Annotated in this window: 14 protein-coding genes; 11 read left to right on the plus strand and 3 right to left on the minus strand. The window is 74.1% G+C overall.

The features are described from left to right. The first annotated feature begins 2 nt into the window (after positions 1-2). The 9 genes from nuoK (at position 3) to CG736_RS17400 (ending at position 10,113) form a co-directional block, all read left to right on the plus strand. Positions 3-353 (plus strand): NADH-quinone oxidoreductase subunit NuoK, encoded by a 351-nt coding sequence (nuoK, locus tag CG736_RS17360; RefSeq protein ID WP_100587137.1) that lies wholly within the window; start codon positions 3-5, stop codon positions 351-353. Further along, positions 350-2,314 carry an NADH-quinone oxidoreductase subunit L gene (locus tag CG736_RS17365; protein ID WP_100587138.1) on the plus strand — a complete coding sequence of 655 codons (1,965 nt, stop codon included), beginning with the start codon at positions 350-352 and terminating at the stop codon, positions 2,312-2,314. Before nuoK ends, CG736_RS17365 begins: the two co-directional genes overlap by 4 nt. Before the next feature lie 43 nt (positions 2,315-2,357). Further along, the gene (locus CG736_RS17370) at positions 2,358-3,884 is read left to right on the plus strand and encodes a NuoM family protein (protein ID WP_100587139.1); all 1,527 of its coding nucleotides are present in this window, start codon (positions 2,358-2,360) and stop codon (positions 3,882-3,884) included. 32 nt (positions 3,885-3,916) lie between these two features. After that, positions 3,917-5,419, plus strand: a complete 1,503-nt coding sequence (locus CG736_RS17375; RefSeq protein WP_100587333.1) for an NADH-quinone oxidoreductase subunit N — start codon at positions 3,917-3,919, stop codon at positions 5,417-5,419. Between the two features lie 105 nt (positions 5,420-5,524). After that, the gene (gene htpX / locus CG736_RS17380) at positions 5,525-6,382 is read left to right on the plus strand and encodes a zinc metalloprotease HtpX (RefSeq protein ID WP_100587140.1); all 858 of its coding nucleotides are present in this window, start codon (positions 5,525-5,527) and stop codon (positions 6,380-6,382) included. 98 nt (positions 6,383-6,480) lie between these two features. After that, positions 6,481-8,193: a cytochrome c oxidase subunit I gene (gene ctaD, locus CG736_RS17385; protein ID WP_369880212.1), complete on the plus strand. Its 1,713-nt coding sequence runs from the start codon at positions 6,481-6,483 to the stop codon at positions 8,191-8,193. Positions 8,194-8,304: 111 nt separating this feature from the next. Continuing rightward, positions 8,305-8,724: an SHOCT domain-containing protein gene (locus CG736_RS17390; protein ID WP_100587141.1), complete on the plus strand. Its 420-nt coding sequence runs from the start codon at positions 8,305-8,307 to the stop codon at positions 8,722-8,724. 134 nt (positions 8,725-8,858) lie between these two features. Next, the gene (locus tag CG736_RS17395) at positions 8,859-9,260 is read left to right on the plus strand and encodes a YccF domain-containing protein (protein ID WP_100587142.1); all 402 of its coding nucleotides are present in this window, start codon (positions 8,859-8,861) and stop codon (positions 9,258-9,260) included. Between the two features lie 82 nt (positions 9,261-9,342). Next, positions 9,343-10,113: a phosphotransferase enzyme family protein gene (locus CG736_RS17400; protein WP_100587143.1), complete on the plus strand. Its 771-nt coding sequence runs from the start codon at positions 9,343-9,345 to the stop codon at positions 10,111-10,113. Here the strand turns inward: CG736_RS17400 and mug are convergent. Next, on the minus strand, positions 10,099-10,671 hold the full coding sequence (mug, locus tag CG736_RS17405; protein ID WP_100587335.1) for a G/U mismatch-specific DNA glycosylase: 573 nt from the start codon (positions 10,669-10,671) through the stop codon (positions 10,099-10,101). The genes CG736_RS17400 and mug overlap by 15 nt on opposite strands. 126 nt (positions 10,672-10,797) lie before the next feature. On the opposite strand from mug, the gene CG736_RS17410 reads away from it, so the two are divergent. Beyond that, positions 10,798-11,238 (plus strand): hypothetical protein, encoded by a 441-nt coding sequence (locus CG736_RS17410; RefSeq protein WP_157815618.1) that lies wholly within the window; start codon positions 10,798-10,800, stop codon positions 11,236-11,238. 79 nt (positions 11,239-11,317) lie between these two features. Continuing rightward, positions 11,318-14,530 (plus strand): BTAD domain-containing putative transcriptional regulator, encoded by a 3,213-nt coding sequence (locus tag CG736_RS38640; protein ID WP_198520535.1) that lies wholly within the window; start codon positions 11,318-11,320, stop codon positions 14,528-14,530. Positions 14,531-14,643: 113 nt separating this feature from the next. On the opposite strand, the gene CG736_RS17430 is transcribed toward CG736_RS38640, so the two are convergent. After that, entirely contained in the window at positions 14,644-16,131 is a 1,488-nt protein-coding gene (locus CG736_RS17430) for an alpha/beta hydrolase (RefSeq protein ID WP_198520536.1), read from the minus strand. A 180-nt stretch (positions 16,132-16,311) separates the two neighbouring features. Next, positions 16,312-16,881, minus strand: coding sequence for a hypothetical protein (locus tag CG736_RS17435; RefSeq protein WP_100587146.1), 570 nt, complete (start codon positions 16,879-16,881; stop codon positions 16,312-16,314). Positions 16,882-16,961 lie beyond the last annotated feature (80 nt).

Here is a 16,961-nt window from a genome sequence, read left to right on the forward strand (position 1 = left end):
GCGTGCACCTCGCCTATCCCGCGGTCCTCGCCGTGCTGCTGTTCAGCGTCGGCGTGTACGGCGTGCTCGCCCGGCGCAACGTCGTCCTGGTGCTGATGTCCGTCGAGCTGATGCTCAACGCCGTCAACCTCAACCTGGTCGCCTTCGACGTCTGGCTGCGCGACACCCTGCACGCCGGCCAGGCGCTCACCCTGTTCACCATCACCGTCGCCGCCGCCGAGATCGGTCTCGGCCTGGCCATCGTGCTGCTGGTGTACCGCACCCGCCGCACCGCCGCCGTCGACCTGGTCACCGCGCTCGGCGACCGGCACGAGGCGGACGCGGCCGAGGAGAAGGAGCAGGCCGCCGCATGAACCTCGCGCTGCCGATCCTCGTCCCCGTGCTGCCCGCGCTCGGCGCCGCCGCCGGCCTGGCCACCGGACGCCGCAACCCCTCGCTGGCCCGCCCGCTGGCGGTGCTGCCGGTCGCGGTGGCCGCCGTCCTCGCCCTGGTGACGGCCGTCCAGCTGGGCACCGGCGCCACCCTGGACGCCGGCACCCGGCTCGCCCCCACCGGCGGCCCGGAGATCTCGCTGGCCCTGCACCTGGACGGCTTCACCTCGGTGATCTCGGTGCTGGTCGGCCTGGTCGCCACCTGCGTGCAGATCTACTCCACCGCGTACCTGAAGGACGACCCGCGCTACCCGTCGTACGCGGCGCTGGTCTCGCTGTTCACCGCCGCGATGTTCCTGGTCGTCTACTCGGGCGACCTGATCGTGCTGCTGGTCGGCTGGGAGGTGATGGGCATCTGCTCGTACTTCCTGATCGGCCACCACTGGGAGACCGCCGACGCCCGGGCCGCCTCGCTGAAGGCCTTCCTGGTCACCAAGCTCGGCGACGTGCCGTTCCTGTTCGGCCTGTTCCTGCTCGGCGCGGACGCCGGGACCTTCCGGATCACCGACGTGCTGCACACCGCCGCCACCGGCGGGCTGCACCACCCCACGCTGATCGCCCTGCTGCTGCTCGCCGGCGTGGCCGGCAAGAGCGCCCAGTTCCCGCTGCACACCTGGCTGCCGGACGCGATGGCCGGCCCGACGCCGGTGTCCGCGCTGATCCACGCCGCCACCATGGTCGCGGCCGGCGTCTACCTGGTCGCCCGGCTGCTGCCGGTGTTCCTGCAGTCCTCCGCCGCGCTGGTGGTACTGGCCGTGATGGCCGCCGTCACCATGGTCGGCTCCGCGCTGTGCGCGCTCGCCCAGGACGACCTGAAGCGCGTCCTCGCCTATTCGACGGTCGGCCAGCTCGGTTACATGACCGGCGCGCTGGCGTCCGGCGACCGGCAGGCCGCGGTGTTCCACCTGGTCTCGCACGGCGTGTTCAAGGCGCTGCTGTTCCTGGGCGCCGGCGTGGTCATCCACGCCGCGCACACCAACTCGCTCAGCGCGATGGCCCGGATGGACGGCCTGCGCCACCGCATCCCCGACGCGATGTGGACGATGGGCATCGGCCTGGCCGCGCTGGTCGGCCTGCCGCCGCTGGCCGGCTTCTTCTCCAAGGAGTCGGTGCTCACCGCCGCCGAGCACGCCGCCCGGGGCGAGGCCCTCACCGGCAGCCTCGGCCCGGCCTCCGCCGTGCCGACCGCCGTCGGCTGGACGGTGCTGGTGGCCGGCCTGCTGACGGCGCTGCTCACCGCCGCCTACGCCGCCCGGCTGTGGCTGGCGGTCTTCCACGGCCGCTCGACGGACGGCGCCGACCTCTCCCCGCAGCCCGGCGCCCCGTACTCGCCGGAGCCCGACGAGGCCGACCCGGCCCACGTCGAGCCCGCCGCGATGCGCTGGCCGCTGTGGGTGCTGGCGGTCCCCGCGATGGGCTTCGGCGTGGCCGCGCTGCGCACCGACTGGCTGCCCGCGCTGCTCGACGGCGAGTCGCTGCGCCCGTCCACCGCCACCTGGGTGCTCGGCACCGGCATCGCCGTCGCGGGCCTGCTGATCTCCTGGGCCGCCTGGCGCACCGTCACCGCCCGCACCGCCGCCGGACAGCCCGCCGACGACCCCGGACGCCTGCTGCTCGGCCCGCTGTACCGGCCCGCCCAGCACGGCTTCGGCGTCGACCGGCTGTACAGCACGCTGTTCGTCCGGCCCACCGAGGCCGCCGCCGGGCTGGTCCGGTTCCTGGACCGCGCCGTGGTGGAGACCTACGTCCGCGGCGCGGGCGCCGCGCCCGGCTGGCTCGGCCGCGCCGTGCGCTTCGCCCAGACCGGCAACGCCCAGGGCTACCTGAGCGCGCTGCTCGCCGGGGCCGTCCTGCTCGCCGTGCTGGTGGCGGTGGGATCGTGACGCACCCCCAGCTCCCCGTCCCGGCATTTCCTAGGAGCCACCGATGAACGCGGTCCTCATCGCCCTCCTGGTGCTGCCGCTGCTCGGCGCCGCCCTGATGCTCGCCCCGATCGGCGAGAAGCAGGCGCTGCGCCTGGGCACCACCGTCACCGGCGGCACCCTGCTGCTGGCGATCGCCCTCGCCGCCGGCTTCGACCACGACGCGCCGAGCCGGATGCAGGCCGTCACCGACGTGTCCTGGATCCCCGCGCTGGACGTGCGGCTGCACCTCGGCGTGGACGGCATCTCGCTGCCGCTGCTGGTGCTCACCGCGCTGCTCACCTTCCTGTGCGCGGTGTACTCGGTGAAGAAGCTCCCCGCCGGCCCCGGCGGCCGCGCCTTCACCGGGCTGCTGCTCCTGCTGGAGACCGGCATGCTGGCCACCTTCGCGGTGCTCGACCTGGTGCTGTTCTTCCTGGCCTTCGAGATCGTGCTGATCCCGATGTACTTCCTGATCTCCCGCTGGGGCAGCGGGAAGAAGGTCGCCGCGGCCAACCGGTTCATCCTGTACACCCTGCTCGGCTCCGCCGTGATGCTGCTCGGCTTCCTGCTGATCGGCGTCAAGGCCGGCACCTTCGACATGGTGAAGCTCGCCGACGCGCACGGCAGCGGCCTCTCGCACACCACCCAGCTGATCGCCGCGCTGGCGATCCTGGTCGGCCTGGCCGTGAAGGCCCCCGCCTGGCCGCTGCACTCCTGGCTGCCCGACGCGCACACCGCCGCGCCGACCGTCGGCTCGGTCCTGCTGGCCGGCGTCATGCTCAAGATGGGCACCTACGGCCTGGTCCGGGTGCTGCTGCCGATCGTCCCCGACGGCACCGCCACCTACGCCCCGTACCTGGGCGCGTTCGCCGCCGTCGGCATCGTCTACGGTTCGCTGGCCTGCCTGGCGCTTGCGCGGACGGGCGCCAAGGGCGACCTGAAGCGGCTGATCGCGTACTCCTCGGTCGGCCACATGGGCTTCGTGCTGCTCGGCATCGCCTCGCTCACCCCGACCGGCGTGAACGGCGCGCTGTTCGCCAACATCGCGCACGGCCTGATCACCGGCCTGCTGTTCTTCGTGGTCGGCGCCGTCAAGGACCGCTACGGCACCGCCGACCTGGACACCCTCGCCGGGGCCACCGGCGCCGCGCTGTACGGCCGCGCCCCGCGGATCGGCGCGCTGCTGGCGTTCGCCGCCGTCGCCAGCCTCGGCCTGCCCGGCCTGGCCGGCTTCTGGGGCGAGCTGCTCGCCATGTACGGCGCGTTCGACCCGGCCGCGGGCCTGTCCCGGCCCGCCTTCGTCACTTATATGGTGCTGGCCGGCCTCGGCACCCTGCTGACCGCCGCCTACCTGCTGGTCGTGGTCCGGCGGGTCTGCATGGGCGACCCGAAGCAGCCCGCCCCGGTCGCCGAGGTGGCCGACCTGCAGGGCTACGAGGCCGCCAGCTGGACGCCGCTCGCCGCGCTCACCCTGGTGGCGGGCCTGTGGCCGGCACTGCTGCTCGGCCTCTCCGACCCGGCCGTCAAGCACCTCCTCGGGAGCGGCTGATGACCACCACTCACGACCTGGGGCAGCCCCTCATGACTCCGCTCGCCGTCGCCGACCCGGGCGGCCTGATCCAGTCCGTCGACTGGGTGGCCATCGCCCCGCCGCTGATCGCCGCGCTCGCCGCCCTCGCCGTGCTGGTCGCCGACCTGTTCCTGCCCGAGGCCCGCAAGCGCCTGCTCGGGTGGCTGAGCGCCGCGGGCCTGCTCGCCGCGCTGGCCGCCCTGCTGCCGCTGGTGCTCGGCGACACCCGCTCCACGTTCTGCTTCACGAGCGGCGGCTGCTCCTACACCGCCGACCACTTCGCGCTCGCCTTCCAACTGCTCGCCCTCGGCGGCGCGCTGCTCACCGCGCTGCTCTCGCTGCACACGGTCGAGGACGAGAAGCTCCCCGGCGGCGAGTACTGGTTCCTCCTCCTCTCCTCCGCCTGCGGCGCCGCCCTGCTGCCCGCCGCCCGCGACCTCGCCACCCTGGTGATCGCGCTGGAGGTCGCCACCCTGCCCGCGTTCGCGCTGGTCGCGCTGCGCCGGGACGGCCGGGGCGCGGAGAGCGCGCTCAAGTTCTTCCTCTCCTCCGTCACCGCGACCGCCGTGATGCTGCTCGGCGTCAGCTTCGTCTACGCGGCCGCCGGAACGATCCAGCTCCAGGGCATCGCCGACGGCCTGGCGCACGCCCCCGCCCAGCTGAAGCCGCTGGCCGAGGCCGGCGCGGTGCTCACCCTGGTCGGCTTCGCGTTCAAGACCGCCGCCGTCCCGTTCCACTTCTGGGTCCCCGACACCTACGTCGGCGCGCCGCTCCCGGTGGCCGGCTACCTGTCGGTGGTCGGCAAGGCCGCGGGCCTCGCCGGTCTGGCGCTGGTCACCACGCTGGCGTTCCGCCCGTACGGCCACACCTGGGGCCTGGTGCTGGCGGTGCTGGCCGCGCTGACCATGACGGTCGGCAACGCGGCGGCGCTGCGGCAGCGCGCCGACACCCCGTACGGCGCGGTGCGGCTGCTGGCCTGGTCCTCGGTCGGCCAGGCCGGCTACCTGCTGGTGCCGCTGGCCGCCGCGGGGTACGCCGGCTCCGCCGAGCCGCTGGGGGCGACGGTGGCGTACGCGCTGATCTACGGCCTGGTGAACCTGGGCGCGTTCGGCGTGGTCGCGCTGGTCGGCGGCTCGGGCCGGCTGGAGTCGTTCCGCGGGCTGGCCGGGCGCAACCGCTGGGCGGCGTTCGCGCTGGCGTTCTTCCTGCTCTGCCTGGCCGGTCTGCCGCCGGGCGTGGTCGGCCTGTTCGGCAAGGTCGTGGTGTTCCGGTCGGCCGTGGACGCGGGCCTGGGCTGGCTGGCCGTGGTGATGGCGGTGAACGTGGTGATCGCGCTCGCCTACTACCTGAAGTGGACGGCGCTGCTGTTCGCCCCGTCCGCCGAGCAGGTCGTCGCGCCGCGCCGCGTTCCGGCCCCGCTGGCCACCGCGCTCGGTCTCGCGGCGAGCGGCGCCGTGGTGCTCTCGGTGGCTCCGCAACTGGTGTTGCAGGTGGTGTCGGGCAGCCTGTTCTGACCTGTGGTCGAATGCCGAAGGGAACGATCGGGCCAGCTCGGCGCGTTGATCCCGGCAGAAGGAAGCTGCTCCACAGGCTTCCCCGGCACCACAGGAGGGCCCGCAGTGCACCGCCACCACAACGGATTGCGGACGGCCGTTCTGCTCGGCGGCCTGTCCGCGTTGATCCTGGTGATCGGCAGTTTCTTCGGCCGCACCGGTCTGCTGGTGGCGCTGCTGATCGCGCTCGGCACCAACGCCTACGCGTACTGGAACAGCGACAAGCTGGCGCTGCGCGCGATGCGGGCCCGGCCGGTCAGCGAGATCGAGGCCCCGCAGCTGTACCGGATCGTCCGGGAGCTCTCCACCGCGGCCCGGCAGCCGATGCCCCGGCTCTACATCTCGCCCACCCCGGCGCCGAATGCTTTCGCCACCGGCCGCAACCCGCGCAACGCGGCGGTCTGCTGCACCGACGGCATCCTCCAGCTGCTGGACGAGCGGGAGCTGCGCGGGGTGCTCGGCCACGAGCTCAGCCACGTCTACAACCGGGACATCCTGATCTCCTCGGTGGCCGGCGCGCTGGCCTCGGTGGTGATGTTCCTGGTGAACTTCGCCTGGCTGATCCCGATCGGCCGCTCCGACGACGACGAGGGCCCGGGCCTGCTCGGCATGCTGCTGATCATGATCCTGGGGCCGATCGCGGCGAGCCTGATCCAACTGGCCGTCAGCCGCTCCCGCGAGTACCAGGCGGACGCCGACGGGGCCCGGATCACCGGCGACCCGCTGGCCCTGGCCAGCGCGCTGCGCAAGCTGGACGCCGGCACCCAGCGCCTGCCGCTGCCGCCCGAGCCGCAGCTGCAGACCGCCAGCCACATGATGATCGCCAACCCGTTCCGGCCCGGCGAGGTCGGCGCGAAGCTGTTCTCCACCCACCCGCCGATGCGCGAGCGGATCGACCGCCTGGAGCGGATGGCCGGCCGCTGATTCCTTCGGGGGAGGGCGCGGCGAGCGTCCGCCCGGGCCTCCGGCCCCGCTGGTAGTGCTGGACGCACTGCCAGACCCGAGGCCGGAGGTGCGGTGCGGTGACGATACTGCCGAGCGATGCCGAACTGGGCGTGACCGGCCCGCCCGCACCCCCGGCACCGCGCCGCCGCTTCGGCCGGGCCACCCGCCCCCACCGGGGCCGCCGGCTGGTGATGTGGCTGACCACCACCGACCACAAGCAGATCGGCACCCTGTACCTGGTCACCTCGTTCGGGTTCTTCCTGGTCGGCGGCGTGATGGCGCTGCTGATGCGGGCCGAGCTGGCCCGGCCGGGGACGCAGTTCCTCTCCAACGAGCAGTTCAACCAGCTGTTCACCATCCACGGCACGATCATGCTGCTGATGTTCGCCACCCCGCTGTTCGCGGGCTTCGCGAACTGGTTCATGCCGCTGCAGGTCGGCGCCCCCGACGTCGCGTTCCCCCGGCTGAACGCCTTCGCGTACTGGCTCTACCTGTTCGGCTCGCTGATCGTGATGGCCGGGTTCGTCACCCCGCAGGGCGCGGCGGACTTCGGCTGGTTCGCGTACGCGCCGCTGAACGACGCGGTGCACTCGCCGGGCATCGGCGCCGACCTGTGGATCATGGGCCTGGCGTTCTCCGGCTTCGGGACCATTCTCGGCTCGGTCAACTTCGTCGCGACCATCATCTGCCTGCGGGCGCCGGGGATGACCATGTTCCGGATGCCGATCCTGGTCTGGAACGTGCTGCTGACGGCCGTGCTGGTGCTGATGGCCTTTCCGGTGCTGGCCGCCGCGCTGCTCTGCCTGGAGGCCGACCGCAAGTTCGGCGCGCACGTCTTCGACCCGGCGAACGGCGGGGCGATCCTGTGGCAGCACCTGTTCTGGTTCTTCGGCCACCCGGAGGTGTACATCATCGCGCTGCCGTTCTTCGGCATCGTCTCGGAGATCATCCCGGTGTTCAGCCGCAAGCCGATGTTCGGCTACTCCGGCCTGATCGCCGCCACCATCGCGATCGCGGGCCTGTCGATCACGGTCTGGGCGCACCACATGTTCGTGACGGGGCAGGTGCTGCTGCCGTTCTTCTCCTTCATGACGCTGCTGATCGCCGTCCCGACCGGGGTGAAGTTCTTCAACTGGATCGGCACCATGTGGCGCGGCTCGCTGTCGTTCGAGACGCCGATGCTCTGGTCGGTCGGCTTCCTGGTGACCTTCCTGTTCGGCGGCCTGACGGGCGTGCTGCTGGCCTCCCCGCCGATCGACTTCCACGTCTCGGACAGCTACTTCGTGGTCGCGCACTTCCACTACGTGGTGTTCGGGACGGTGGTGTTCGCGATGTTCGCGGGTTTCTACTTCTGGTGGCCGAAGATGACCGGCAGGATGCTGGACGAGCGCCTCGGGAAGATCCACTTCTGGACGCTGTTCGTCGGTTTCCACACCACGTTCCTGGTCCAGCACTGGCTGGGCGCGGAGGGCATGCCCCGCCGGTACGCGGACTACCTGGCCTCGGACGGCTTCACCACGCTGAACACCGTCTCCACCATCGGCTCGTTCCTGTTGGGCCTGTCCACCCTGCCGTTCCTCTACAACGTCTGGCGGACCGCGGGCCGTGCGCCGCGGGTCACCGTGGACGACCCGTGGGGCTACGGCCGCTCGCTGGAGTGGGCGACCTCCTGCCCGCCGCCCCGCCACAACTTCGTCACCCTGCCGCGGGTGCGCTCCGAGTCCCCGGCGTTCGACCTGCACCACCCCGACATCGCCGAGCTGGACCGCCTGCAGAACAACCCGGACTGACGTCCGCCGCCGACATGCGATGCCCGATTCGCGGTGATACGAATCGTTTCGTCCCTGTGCCGTTCGAGGTGCGGGGACGTTCGGTCTGACTGTGCGCGGGATCGGAGCGTCATGGACAACTATCCGTTGCTCAACATCTTCTGGACGATGCTGGAGCTGTTCCTCTGGATCCTCTGGTTCTTCCTGCTGTTCAAGATCATCACGGACATCTTCCGCAGCCAGGACATGGGCGGCGGCGCCAAGGCGGGCTGGACGGTCCTGGTGATCCTGCTGCCCTTCCTCGGCGTCCTGATCTACCTGATCGTCCGCGGCGGCTCCATGCACGAACGCGACGTCGCCCAGGCCAAACAGGCCGACGCCGCCTTCCAGGACTACATCCGCCGCGCCGCCGGCACCGGCCCCGCCGAGGAGGGCGGCGGCGCGTCCGCGAAGAGCCACGTCGACGACCTCCACCGGCTGGCCGACCTCAAGAACAGCGGCGCGATCACCGAGGAGGAGTACCAGCGGGCCAAGGACAAACTCCTCGCCTGACCGCCCCGCGAAAGGCCCGCCCCGGACGCCTCCGGGACGGGCCTTCGGTCTGCCCGGCCCCGCCGCGTCACACCCCTGCCACAACGGCGCCGCACCGGCTCCCCAGCTCGGCCGCACCGTGGGACGCTGGAGGCATGAAGCTGATCAACTTCCTGCTCAACGTCATCTGGCTGCTGTTCTGCGGGCTGTGGATGGCGATCGGGTACGCCCTCGCCGGGATCATCTGCTTCGTCCTGATCGTCACGATCCCGTTCGGCATCGCGTCCTTCCGGCTGGCCGGCTTCATGCTCTGGCCGTTCGGCCGTACCACCGTGGTGCGGGACGACGCCGGCGCGCCGTCCTGCGTCGGGAACGTGATCTGGCTGGTGTTCGCCGGCTGGTGGCTGGCGATCGGCCACATCGTCACCTCGATCCCGCTGTTCCTGTCGATCATCGGCATCCCGTTCGGCTGGGCGAACCTCAAGATGGTGCCGATCTCGCTCACCCCGCTCGGCCGCGAGGTGGTCCGGACCGACGACGGCTTCGGCGCCCGCTGACCGGAAAACCGGTTGGCAGCCGTCCGGGGCCGGGATAGAACCGTCCGGTCCCGGAAGGCCGTGGAGGCAGAGGAGCGAGTGCGTGGCGGACAGCGAGATCCTGGCCGGCGGCGTCAATCAGGTGGAGCGGGTCGGCGACCGGGTGCTGCGGCCGACCGGGCCGTGGTCGCCGGCCGTGCACGGGCTGCTCGGGCACCTGCGGGCGAGCGGGTTCACCGCCGGGCCGGCGTTCCACGGGCTGACGGCGGACGGGCGGGAGATCCTCGACTTCCTGCCCGGCGAGGTCTCCGACTACCCGGCCACGCCGGCCGCCGCCTCCCGCACCGCGCTGCTGACGGCGGCCCGGGTGCTGCGGGCCCTGCACGACGCCACCGCCGGGTACGCGGCCGAGGGCTGGATGCTGCCCGCCCGCGAGCCCGCCGAGGTGATCTGCCACGGCGACTACGCCCCGCACAACTGCGTGCTGGACGGCGAGGAGGTGGTCGGCGTCATCGACTTCGACACCGCCCACCCCGGCCCCCGGCTGTGGGACGTCGCGTACGCGGTCTACCGCTGGACGCCCACCACCGCCCCCGGCAACGCCGACGGCTTCGGCACCCCGGACGAACAGGCCGCCCGCGCCCGGGAGTTCTGCGACGCCTACGGGCTCGACGAGGCCGGCCGGGCCGGGCTGGTGGACGCCCTCGCGGCCCGGCTGCACGCCCTGGTCGACCACATGCGGGCCGAGGCCGCCGCCGGCAGCGCCGCGTTCGCCTCGCACCTGGCCGACGGGCACCACCTGATGTACCTGTCGGACGCCGCGTACGTGCTGCGCGAGCGCGACCGCTTCGAGCGGGCGCTACTCGGCGCCTGACGCCTCCAGGTGCTCGCGCAGGGCGCGGAACTCGGCGGCGATCCCGTCCAGGGTGTAGTGCGCGTTCAGCCCGCTCGGGTTCGGCAGCAGCCAGACCTCGGTGTCGCCGATGCTCTCCGGCTGCCGGCCGACCGCCGCCCTCGGCCGCCCGAACGCGGCCCGGTACGCGCCGATGCCGAGCACCGCCAGGGCGCGCGGGCGCAGGCGCAGCACCCGGGCGGTCAGCGCCTCGCCGCCCGTCCGGTACTCCTCGGCGGTCAGTTCGGCGGCCTTCGCGGTGGTCCGGGCCACCACGTTGGTGATGCCGAGCCCGAGGGCGAGCAGGTCGTCCTGCTCCTCGGGGCCGAGCTGCCGCGGCGTGAAGCCGGAGCGGTGCAGGGCGGGCCAGAAACGGTTGCCGGGCCGGGCGAAGTGGTGGCCGGTGGCGCCCGACCACAGGCCGGGGTTGATGCCGCAGAACAGCACCCGGAGGCCCGGCGCGGCCACGTCGGGGATGGTGGTGTCCTGGGCGGCGGCGAGCTGCTCGGGAGTCGGGCGGGACGGGGGAGTGCGGGTCACCCGGACCACTCTGCCGTACGCGATTGCGGCCCCGGGTACTTGATACGTTCATGTCCGGTATATCGGATGGATAGCCAGTTCGATTGTTTTCCAGACCTGATGACTGTTCGGACGGAGAATGGGGTGGTGCCATACGAACTGAACGCCCTGATCGCCACCGATGAGCTGATCACCGTCGTGGCGGCCGAACTCCCACTCGCGCGGGTCACCCGCCTGTCCCACGGGCTGGCGCTCATCCCGATGACGGACGAACTCCACAACGCACTTCAGCATCCGTCCACCGCGCCCGACTACGACTTCAAGCGATTCCCCTCCGGATTCGCGCTGCGGATCGCCGGCTGGTCCAAGGCCGCGCAGATCGCCTTCGCCGAGATCGACGCCGAGCACCCCGCCGGCCGGCGCGCCGCCCTCTGGTACGACGGCCGGATCACCCTCGGCCCGCTCACCCCCGCCGACGGCGCCCCGCTCGACCGGATCCTGCACGCCCTCGGCGCCCCCGCCGCCGCGCTGCCCGAACTCGCCGCCGCCCTGGCGTCACTCGTGGCCGCCGAACCGCCGGAGGCCTGACCCGGGCCCGCCGCGAACGGCCCGCCCCGACGACGCGAGAATGATCACCGGTCGATCGGTCGGAACGGGGACGGACACCATGCGGATCAATGTCCTGGGGCCACTGCAACTGGTACGCGGCGACGGGCCGACCGACGGACCCGGCGGCGCCAGACTGCGGCTGCTGCTGATCCGGCTCGCCCTCGACCCCGGTCGGGTGGTGACCCGCGAACGGCTGGTCGACGACCTCTGGGGCGACACCCCGCCGGACGAACCGGCCGGCGCCGTGCAGTCCCTGGTCTCCCGGCTGCGCCGCACCCTCGCCGAAGACCGGACCGCGATCGCCTCGCACCCCGCCGGCTACCTGCTCGACCTGCCCCGCCGACACGTCGACGCCTGGGACTTCGAACAGCGCGCCGCCACCGGCCGGGCCGCCCTCGCGGCCGGCGAACACGCCCGCGCGGCGACCGAATTGGGCGCGGCCCTGGACCTCTGGCGCGGGGCGCCGTTCGCCGACGCCGAAGCCGCCGAATTCACCGCCGCCCCCGCCGCCCGGCTCGCCGAACTCCGGCTCGCCGCCGTCGAGGACCGCGCCGACGCGCTGCTCGCCCTCGGCGACCCCGCCGCCCTGCCCCGGCTGATCGCCGAACTCACCGGCCTCCGCGTCGACCACCCGCTGCGCGAACGCACCGCCGCCCGCCTGGTCCGCGCCCTGCACGCCAACGGGCAGAGCGCCGCCGCCCTGGAGGTGTTCGACCGCACCCGGCAGACGCTGGCCGACGAGCTCGGCGCCGACCCCTCCGTCGAACTGCGCGACGCCCACCTGCACGTCCTGGCCGGCCGGCGCCCGCCCGCGCGCACCGTGCTGCCCGGCCCGCTCACCGCCCTGATCGGCCGCGACACCGACCTGGCGGCCGTTCAGGACCGCCTGCGCCGCTCCCGACTGGTGACGCTCACCGGGCCCGGCGGCGTCGGCAAGACCCGGCTCGCCGTGGCCGCCGCGGCCGCCGTGGGCGCGGACGTCCGGTTCGCCGAACTCGCGGGCGCCGACGGCCCCGACGGACCGGCCCGGGCCGTCCTCGGCGCGCTGCGCCGCCCCGCCGACAGCGGGGCGCTCGCCGGCGGCCTCCCCGCCGGCGAGCCGCCCGGCGGACCCGTCGAGCGGATCGTCCGCGCCCTGGACGGCCGCGACGTGCTGCTCGTCCTCGACAACTGCGAACACCTCGTCGCGGACGCCGCCCGCCTCGCCCACCGCCTGCTCGCCGCCGCACCCCGGCTCACCGTGCTCGCCACCAGCCGCGAACCGCTCGGCGTCCCCGGCGAGACGCTCTGGCCGGTGCGGCCGCTCGCCGTCCCCGAACCCGGCGGCACCCCGCAGCAGGCCCTCGCCCACCCCGCCGTCGCCCTCTTCGTCGAACGGGCCGCCGCCGCCCGCCCCGGCTTCACCCTGGACCGGGAGAACCTCGAACCCGTCGTCCGGATCTGCCGCGAGCTCGACGGCCTCCCCCTGGCGATCGAACTCGCCGCCGCCCGCCTTCGCGCCCTCGACCCCCACCGGATCGCCGCCCGCCTGCACGACCGCCTCCGCCTGCTCGACCGCGGCCCGCGCACCGCACCCGACCGGCACCGCACCCTGCGCGCCGTCATCGACTGGAGCTGGGACCTGCTCGACCAGGACGAACGCGTCCTGCTGCGCCGGCTCTCGGTCTTCGCCGGCGGGGCCACCCTCCGCGACGCGCACGCCGTCTGCGCCGCGCACTGGCCCACCGGGCCCGCCCCCGACCCCACCGCCGTCGAAGACCTGCTGACCGCCCTCGCCGACAAGTCCCTGCTGGCCGCCGGCGGTTCGGACACCGGCGAGGCCCGCTACCGCCTGCTGGAGACCGTCCGCGCCTACGCCGCCGAACGGCTCACCGAAGCCGAGGAGCACGACCGCACCGCCACCGCCCACCTGCGCTGCTTCCTCGACCTCGCCGAACACGCCGAACCCCTGCTGCGGACGGACCGTCAGGCCGACCGACTGGCCCGGCTCGACGCCGAACAGGACAACCTGGACGCCGCCCTCCGGCGCGCCGTCACCGCCGGCCCGCCCGACCACGCCCTACGACTCGCCGCCGCCCGCACCTGGCCCTGGCTGATGCGCGGCCGGGCCCACGAAGCCGGCGAACGGGCCGCGGCCGTCCTCGCCGCACACGGCGCCACCCCGCCGCCCGGCCTGGAACAGGAACACGCCCGGTGCGTGATCCTCGACCTGCTCACCGCCCCGCTCCGCGGCGCCGAGACGCTGCTGCCGCCCCCCGCGCTCGGCGCGGCCCTCGCCACCGCCCGGGACGGCGACCACCCGACCGCCCTCGCCGCCGCCCTGCTGCTCGCCGCCGGCGGACCGCCGGACGCCCCCGGCGCGACCGCCCGGCAGTACTGCGCACACCCCGACCCGTGGATCCGCTCCGCCGCTCGACTCGTCCTCGGCCGCATCGAGTTGAGCGCCGGACGGATCGAACCCGCCGAACGCTCCCTGCGCACCGCCGTCGACGGCTTCCGTGCCCAGGGCGACCGCTGGGGACTGGCCATGGCCCTGGTCACCCTCGCCGCGCAACTGGCCCTCACCGGCGCCGTCGAGGAAGCCCTCGCCGCCCTCGACGAAGCCGCCCGCCACGACACCGAGACCGGCGGCACCGGCGAATCCCCCCTGACCCTCCTGCTCTCCGGCCGCCTCCGCACCCGCAACGGCGACCCGACCGCCGCCCGCGCCGACCTCGAACGCGCCCGCACCGCCGCCGAACACGCCCGCGACCCGCACCTGCAGGCCGCCGCCCACTACGCACTCGGCGAACTCGCCCGCCGCACCGGCGACTTCACCGCCGCGTTGGCCACCCAGCGCCGCACGCTCCAGCAACTCGAACAACTCCCTGCCACCACCCCCACCCACCACCACCTGCTCGCCCTCGTCCACAGCAGCCTGGCCCGCACCCACCACCGCCTCGCCGACCCCCGTGCCGCCGCCTCCCTCCACCGCCGCGCCCTCGAACTGGCCGCCACCACCCGGGACCGCCCGGTCCGCGCCGACGTCCTGGAAGCCTGGGCCGAGCACCGCCTCGCCCTCGCCGACCCCGCCCGCGCCACCACCGCCCTGGCCGCCGCCTACGCGCTGCGCGGCGGCCACGATGCCGGCGACCCGGAACTGCGCGCCGTCCTGGACGGCTGTGCCGCCGCCCTCGGAGGCGTCGCGTTCCGGGCCGCCTGGGAGCGCGGGCCGGCGCTGGCGGAGCCGGAGGCGTTCGCGCTGACGGCCGGCCAAGAGCCGGGCGGCTGACGCCCGTTCGGCGTGCGGGCGGTCCGTCCGATCGCTGCACGCGTCGTCACCGGCAGTCGGGGCCGGGCGTCGGCCCGCGCTTCCCGACCCCGACCGTCCCGCCGGTCGGCCGACTACTCGAACGGCCGGTGGTCCGGCGCGCACACCGTGCCCGACGGGGGCAGGACGCCGTCCACCAGGTAGCGGGCCTCGTACCGGGCCGCGCAGTCGCTCGGGTTGGCCAGGACGGTGTGGCCGAAGCCGTCGACCGTCAACAGTTCGGCCCGGCCCAGCGAACGGGCCATCGCCTGCGAACCCGCGTACGGCATCGCCGGGTCGCCGGTGTTGGCGACCACCAGGACCGGTCGGGCCGTGCGGCGGTTCCACGGGCCGTCGTACCGGGCGGCGTCCCGGGCCGGCCAGCCGGCGCAGCGCTCGTCGGTCCAGGCGAACCAGGGGCCGACCGGACCCGAGCGGGCCCGGGCGAGCGCCGCCGTTCCCGCGTGGTCGGCGGTGGCCGAGGGGCCGGCGCTGTCCGAACACACCACCGCCAGGGCCTGGTCCGGCGACGGGTGGACGACGGGCGGCAGCGGCGCGGTGGGTGCGTCGCCCGCCGCCCACAAGGTCTGCAGCAGCGTGCCGAGCTGCGCCCATCCGGTGTTCGGGAGGCCGGGGACGGGCGCTGCGGCGTACAGCGAGACGATCGTCGCCTCCACCGCCGCGGCCTCGGTGAACGCGGCGTCGCCGAGCGCCACCGGGTGGGCCCGCAAGCGCGTCAGCAATTCGTCGTACCGGGCCCGGGTGGCGGCGGCCGTCCCGGCCGAGAACGCGCATCCGGAGGGGCCGGCCTGGCCGCAGGCGTCGAGGAACGCGTTCAGCACCCGACCGGCGGCGAGGTCGCTGCGGTTGCGCAGCAGCGGGCCCGTGACGGCGGCCTCCCGCCCGCTCCCGGTCGACCAGGCCACCGGGTCCGGGCCGCTGTCCAGCACCATGGCGCGCACCCGGCCCGGGAACAGGTTGGCGTAGGTCGCGCCGAGGTAGCTCCCGTACGAGGTGCCCAGGTAGGTGAGGTCCCGGTCGCCGACAGCGCGGCGGAGCAGGTCCAGGTCCCGGGCCGTGTTCGCGGTGGACAGGTGCGCCACCAGCGGGCGGGTCGCGCACTGCTCGCCCAGCCGCCGGTACGCGTCCGTCCAGGCCCGCTCCTGCTCCGCGCCCTCCGGGAAACCGGCCGCGGTGCGTGTCAGCAGAGCCTGCTCGTCCGCCGGGTCGTCGAAGCACCGGACGGGAGCGCTGCCCCCGGTGCCGCGCGGATCGAAGCTGACGATGTCGAACCGCTGCCGCACCTCCTCCGGGAACCGGTCCAGCATCAGCGGCAGCGCCGCCGTCCCCGGCACGGCAGGCCCGCCCGGGTTGTAGAACAGCGAACCGATCCGGTGCGCCGGGTCACCCGCCGGATGCCGGATCACGGCCAGATCGAGCTTGGCGCCCCGCGGATCACGGTGGTCCACCGGCACTTCGGCGGTCGCGCACTCGAAACCGCCTGCGCACGCCGCCCAGGTCAACCGCGGCACCGCCGCCGCGACCGCCACCGCCGGGGCCGTCGTCCCCAGCACCGCGGCCACGGCGACTCCTGCCGCCAACCGCCACGCAACACGTCCACGACGAGCCATCCTCAAGCCCTCCCTCCACCGGCCGGCCGGTCGCCCGCGCCCCTCGGTCGCAGCGTCCCGCCCGGCACACCGGACGATTCCGCACCGCGCTGCCGGAGCGCCGGCATTCCGCTGGCACCTCCGCCCGACCGGTCAGACCCCGGCGATCCGGCCGGCGAGCTCTCGATAGCCGACCGGATCGCCGCACAGCCGCTGCACGGCGGCCAGGCCCGCACTGGCCCGGCCGCCCTCCGCCACGCTCGCGCGCGAGGCCACGTAGAAGCTCCACTGGGCGACGTCCAACGGGTCGTACTCGGCGTGGCTGCGCGCCGTGTGCAGGGCGAACACGTAGACGTCGGCGTTGTACGACGGCTCCGCGGCGGTGCCGCCCTCGGGAGTCCAGACCCGGCCGCGCAGGCGGGAGAACTGGATCCGCGACAGCTCCCGCTGACCCCAGACCTGCAGATAGGCGCTGGTCTTGACCTCGATCCGGAGCCCGTCCGGCGCCAGCACGTCGAAGCTCTCCCACTCCGCGTTCCGCGCCGTGGCACCGACGGCGCGGTGCACCAGGAACTCCGCCAGCAGCCCACGGGTGGTGTTGGTCCGGAGATCGGGCATCGCGTACCGCCAGAAGTCCACCACCGCACCGGCCTCGGCGCCCCGGAACACCTCGCCCCCGTCGAGCGGCGCCAGCGCCGCCGGAGTCAGCCAACCGTCCGTCATCTCCCCACCCTCCCACGGGAGTCGACCCCCACCGGCCCGCAAACGCCGGGAGGGCACACCGTTCCCGGCGTGCCCTCCCG

The organism is Kitasatospora sp. CB02891 (genome assembly GCF_002803145.1).
Lineage (GTDB): Bacteria > Actinomycetota > Actinomycetes > Streptomycetales > Streptomycetaceae > Kitasatospora > Kitasatospora griseola.

What these genes read in the sequence shown, in the direction of transcription:
- CG736_RS38640 (WP_198520535.1), top strand. Translation starts at nt 11,318, where the DNA reads ATGCGGATCAATGTCCTGGGGCCACTGCAACTGGTACGCGGCGACGGG.
- CG736_RS17395 (WP_100587142.1), top strand. Translation starts at nt 8,859, where the DNA reads ATGAAGCTGATCAACTTCCTGCTCAACGTCATCTGGCTGCTGTTCTGC.
- CG736_RS17375 (WP_100587333.1), top strand. Translation starts at nt 3,917, where the DNA reads ATGACTCCGCTCGCCGTCGCCGACCCGGGCGGCCTGATCCAGTCCGTC.
- CG736_RS17390 (WP_100587141.1), top strand. Translation starts at nt 8,305, where the DNA reads ATGGACAACTATCCGTTGCTCAACATCTTCTGGACGATGCTGGAGCTG.
- CG736_RS17365 (WP_100587138.1), top strand. Translation starts at nt 350, where the DNA reads ATGAACCTCGCGCTGCCGATCCTCGTCCCCGTGCTGCCCGCGCTCGGC.
- CG736_RS17435 (WP_100587146.1), bottom strand. Translation starts at nt 16,881, where the DNA reads ATGACGGACGGTTGGCTGACTCCGGCGGCGCTGGCGCCGCTCGACGGG.
- CG736_RS17370 (WP_100587139.1), top strand. Translation starts at nt 2,358, where the DNA reads ATGAACGCGGTCCTCATCGCCCTCCTGGTGCTGCCGCTGCTCGGCGCC.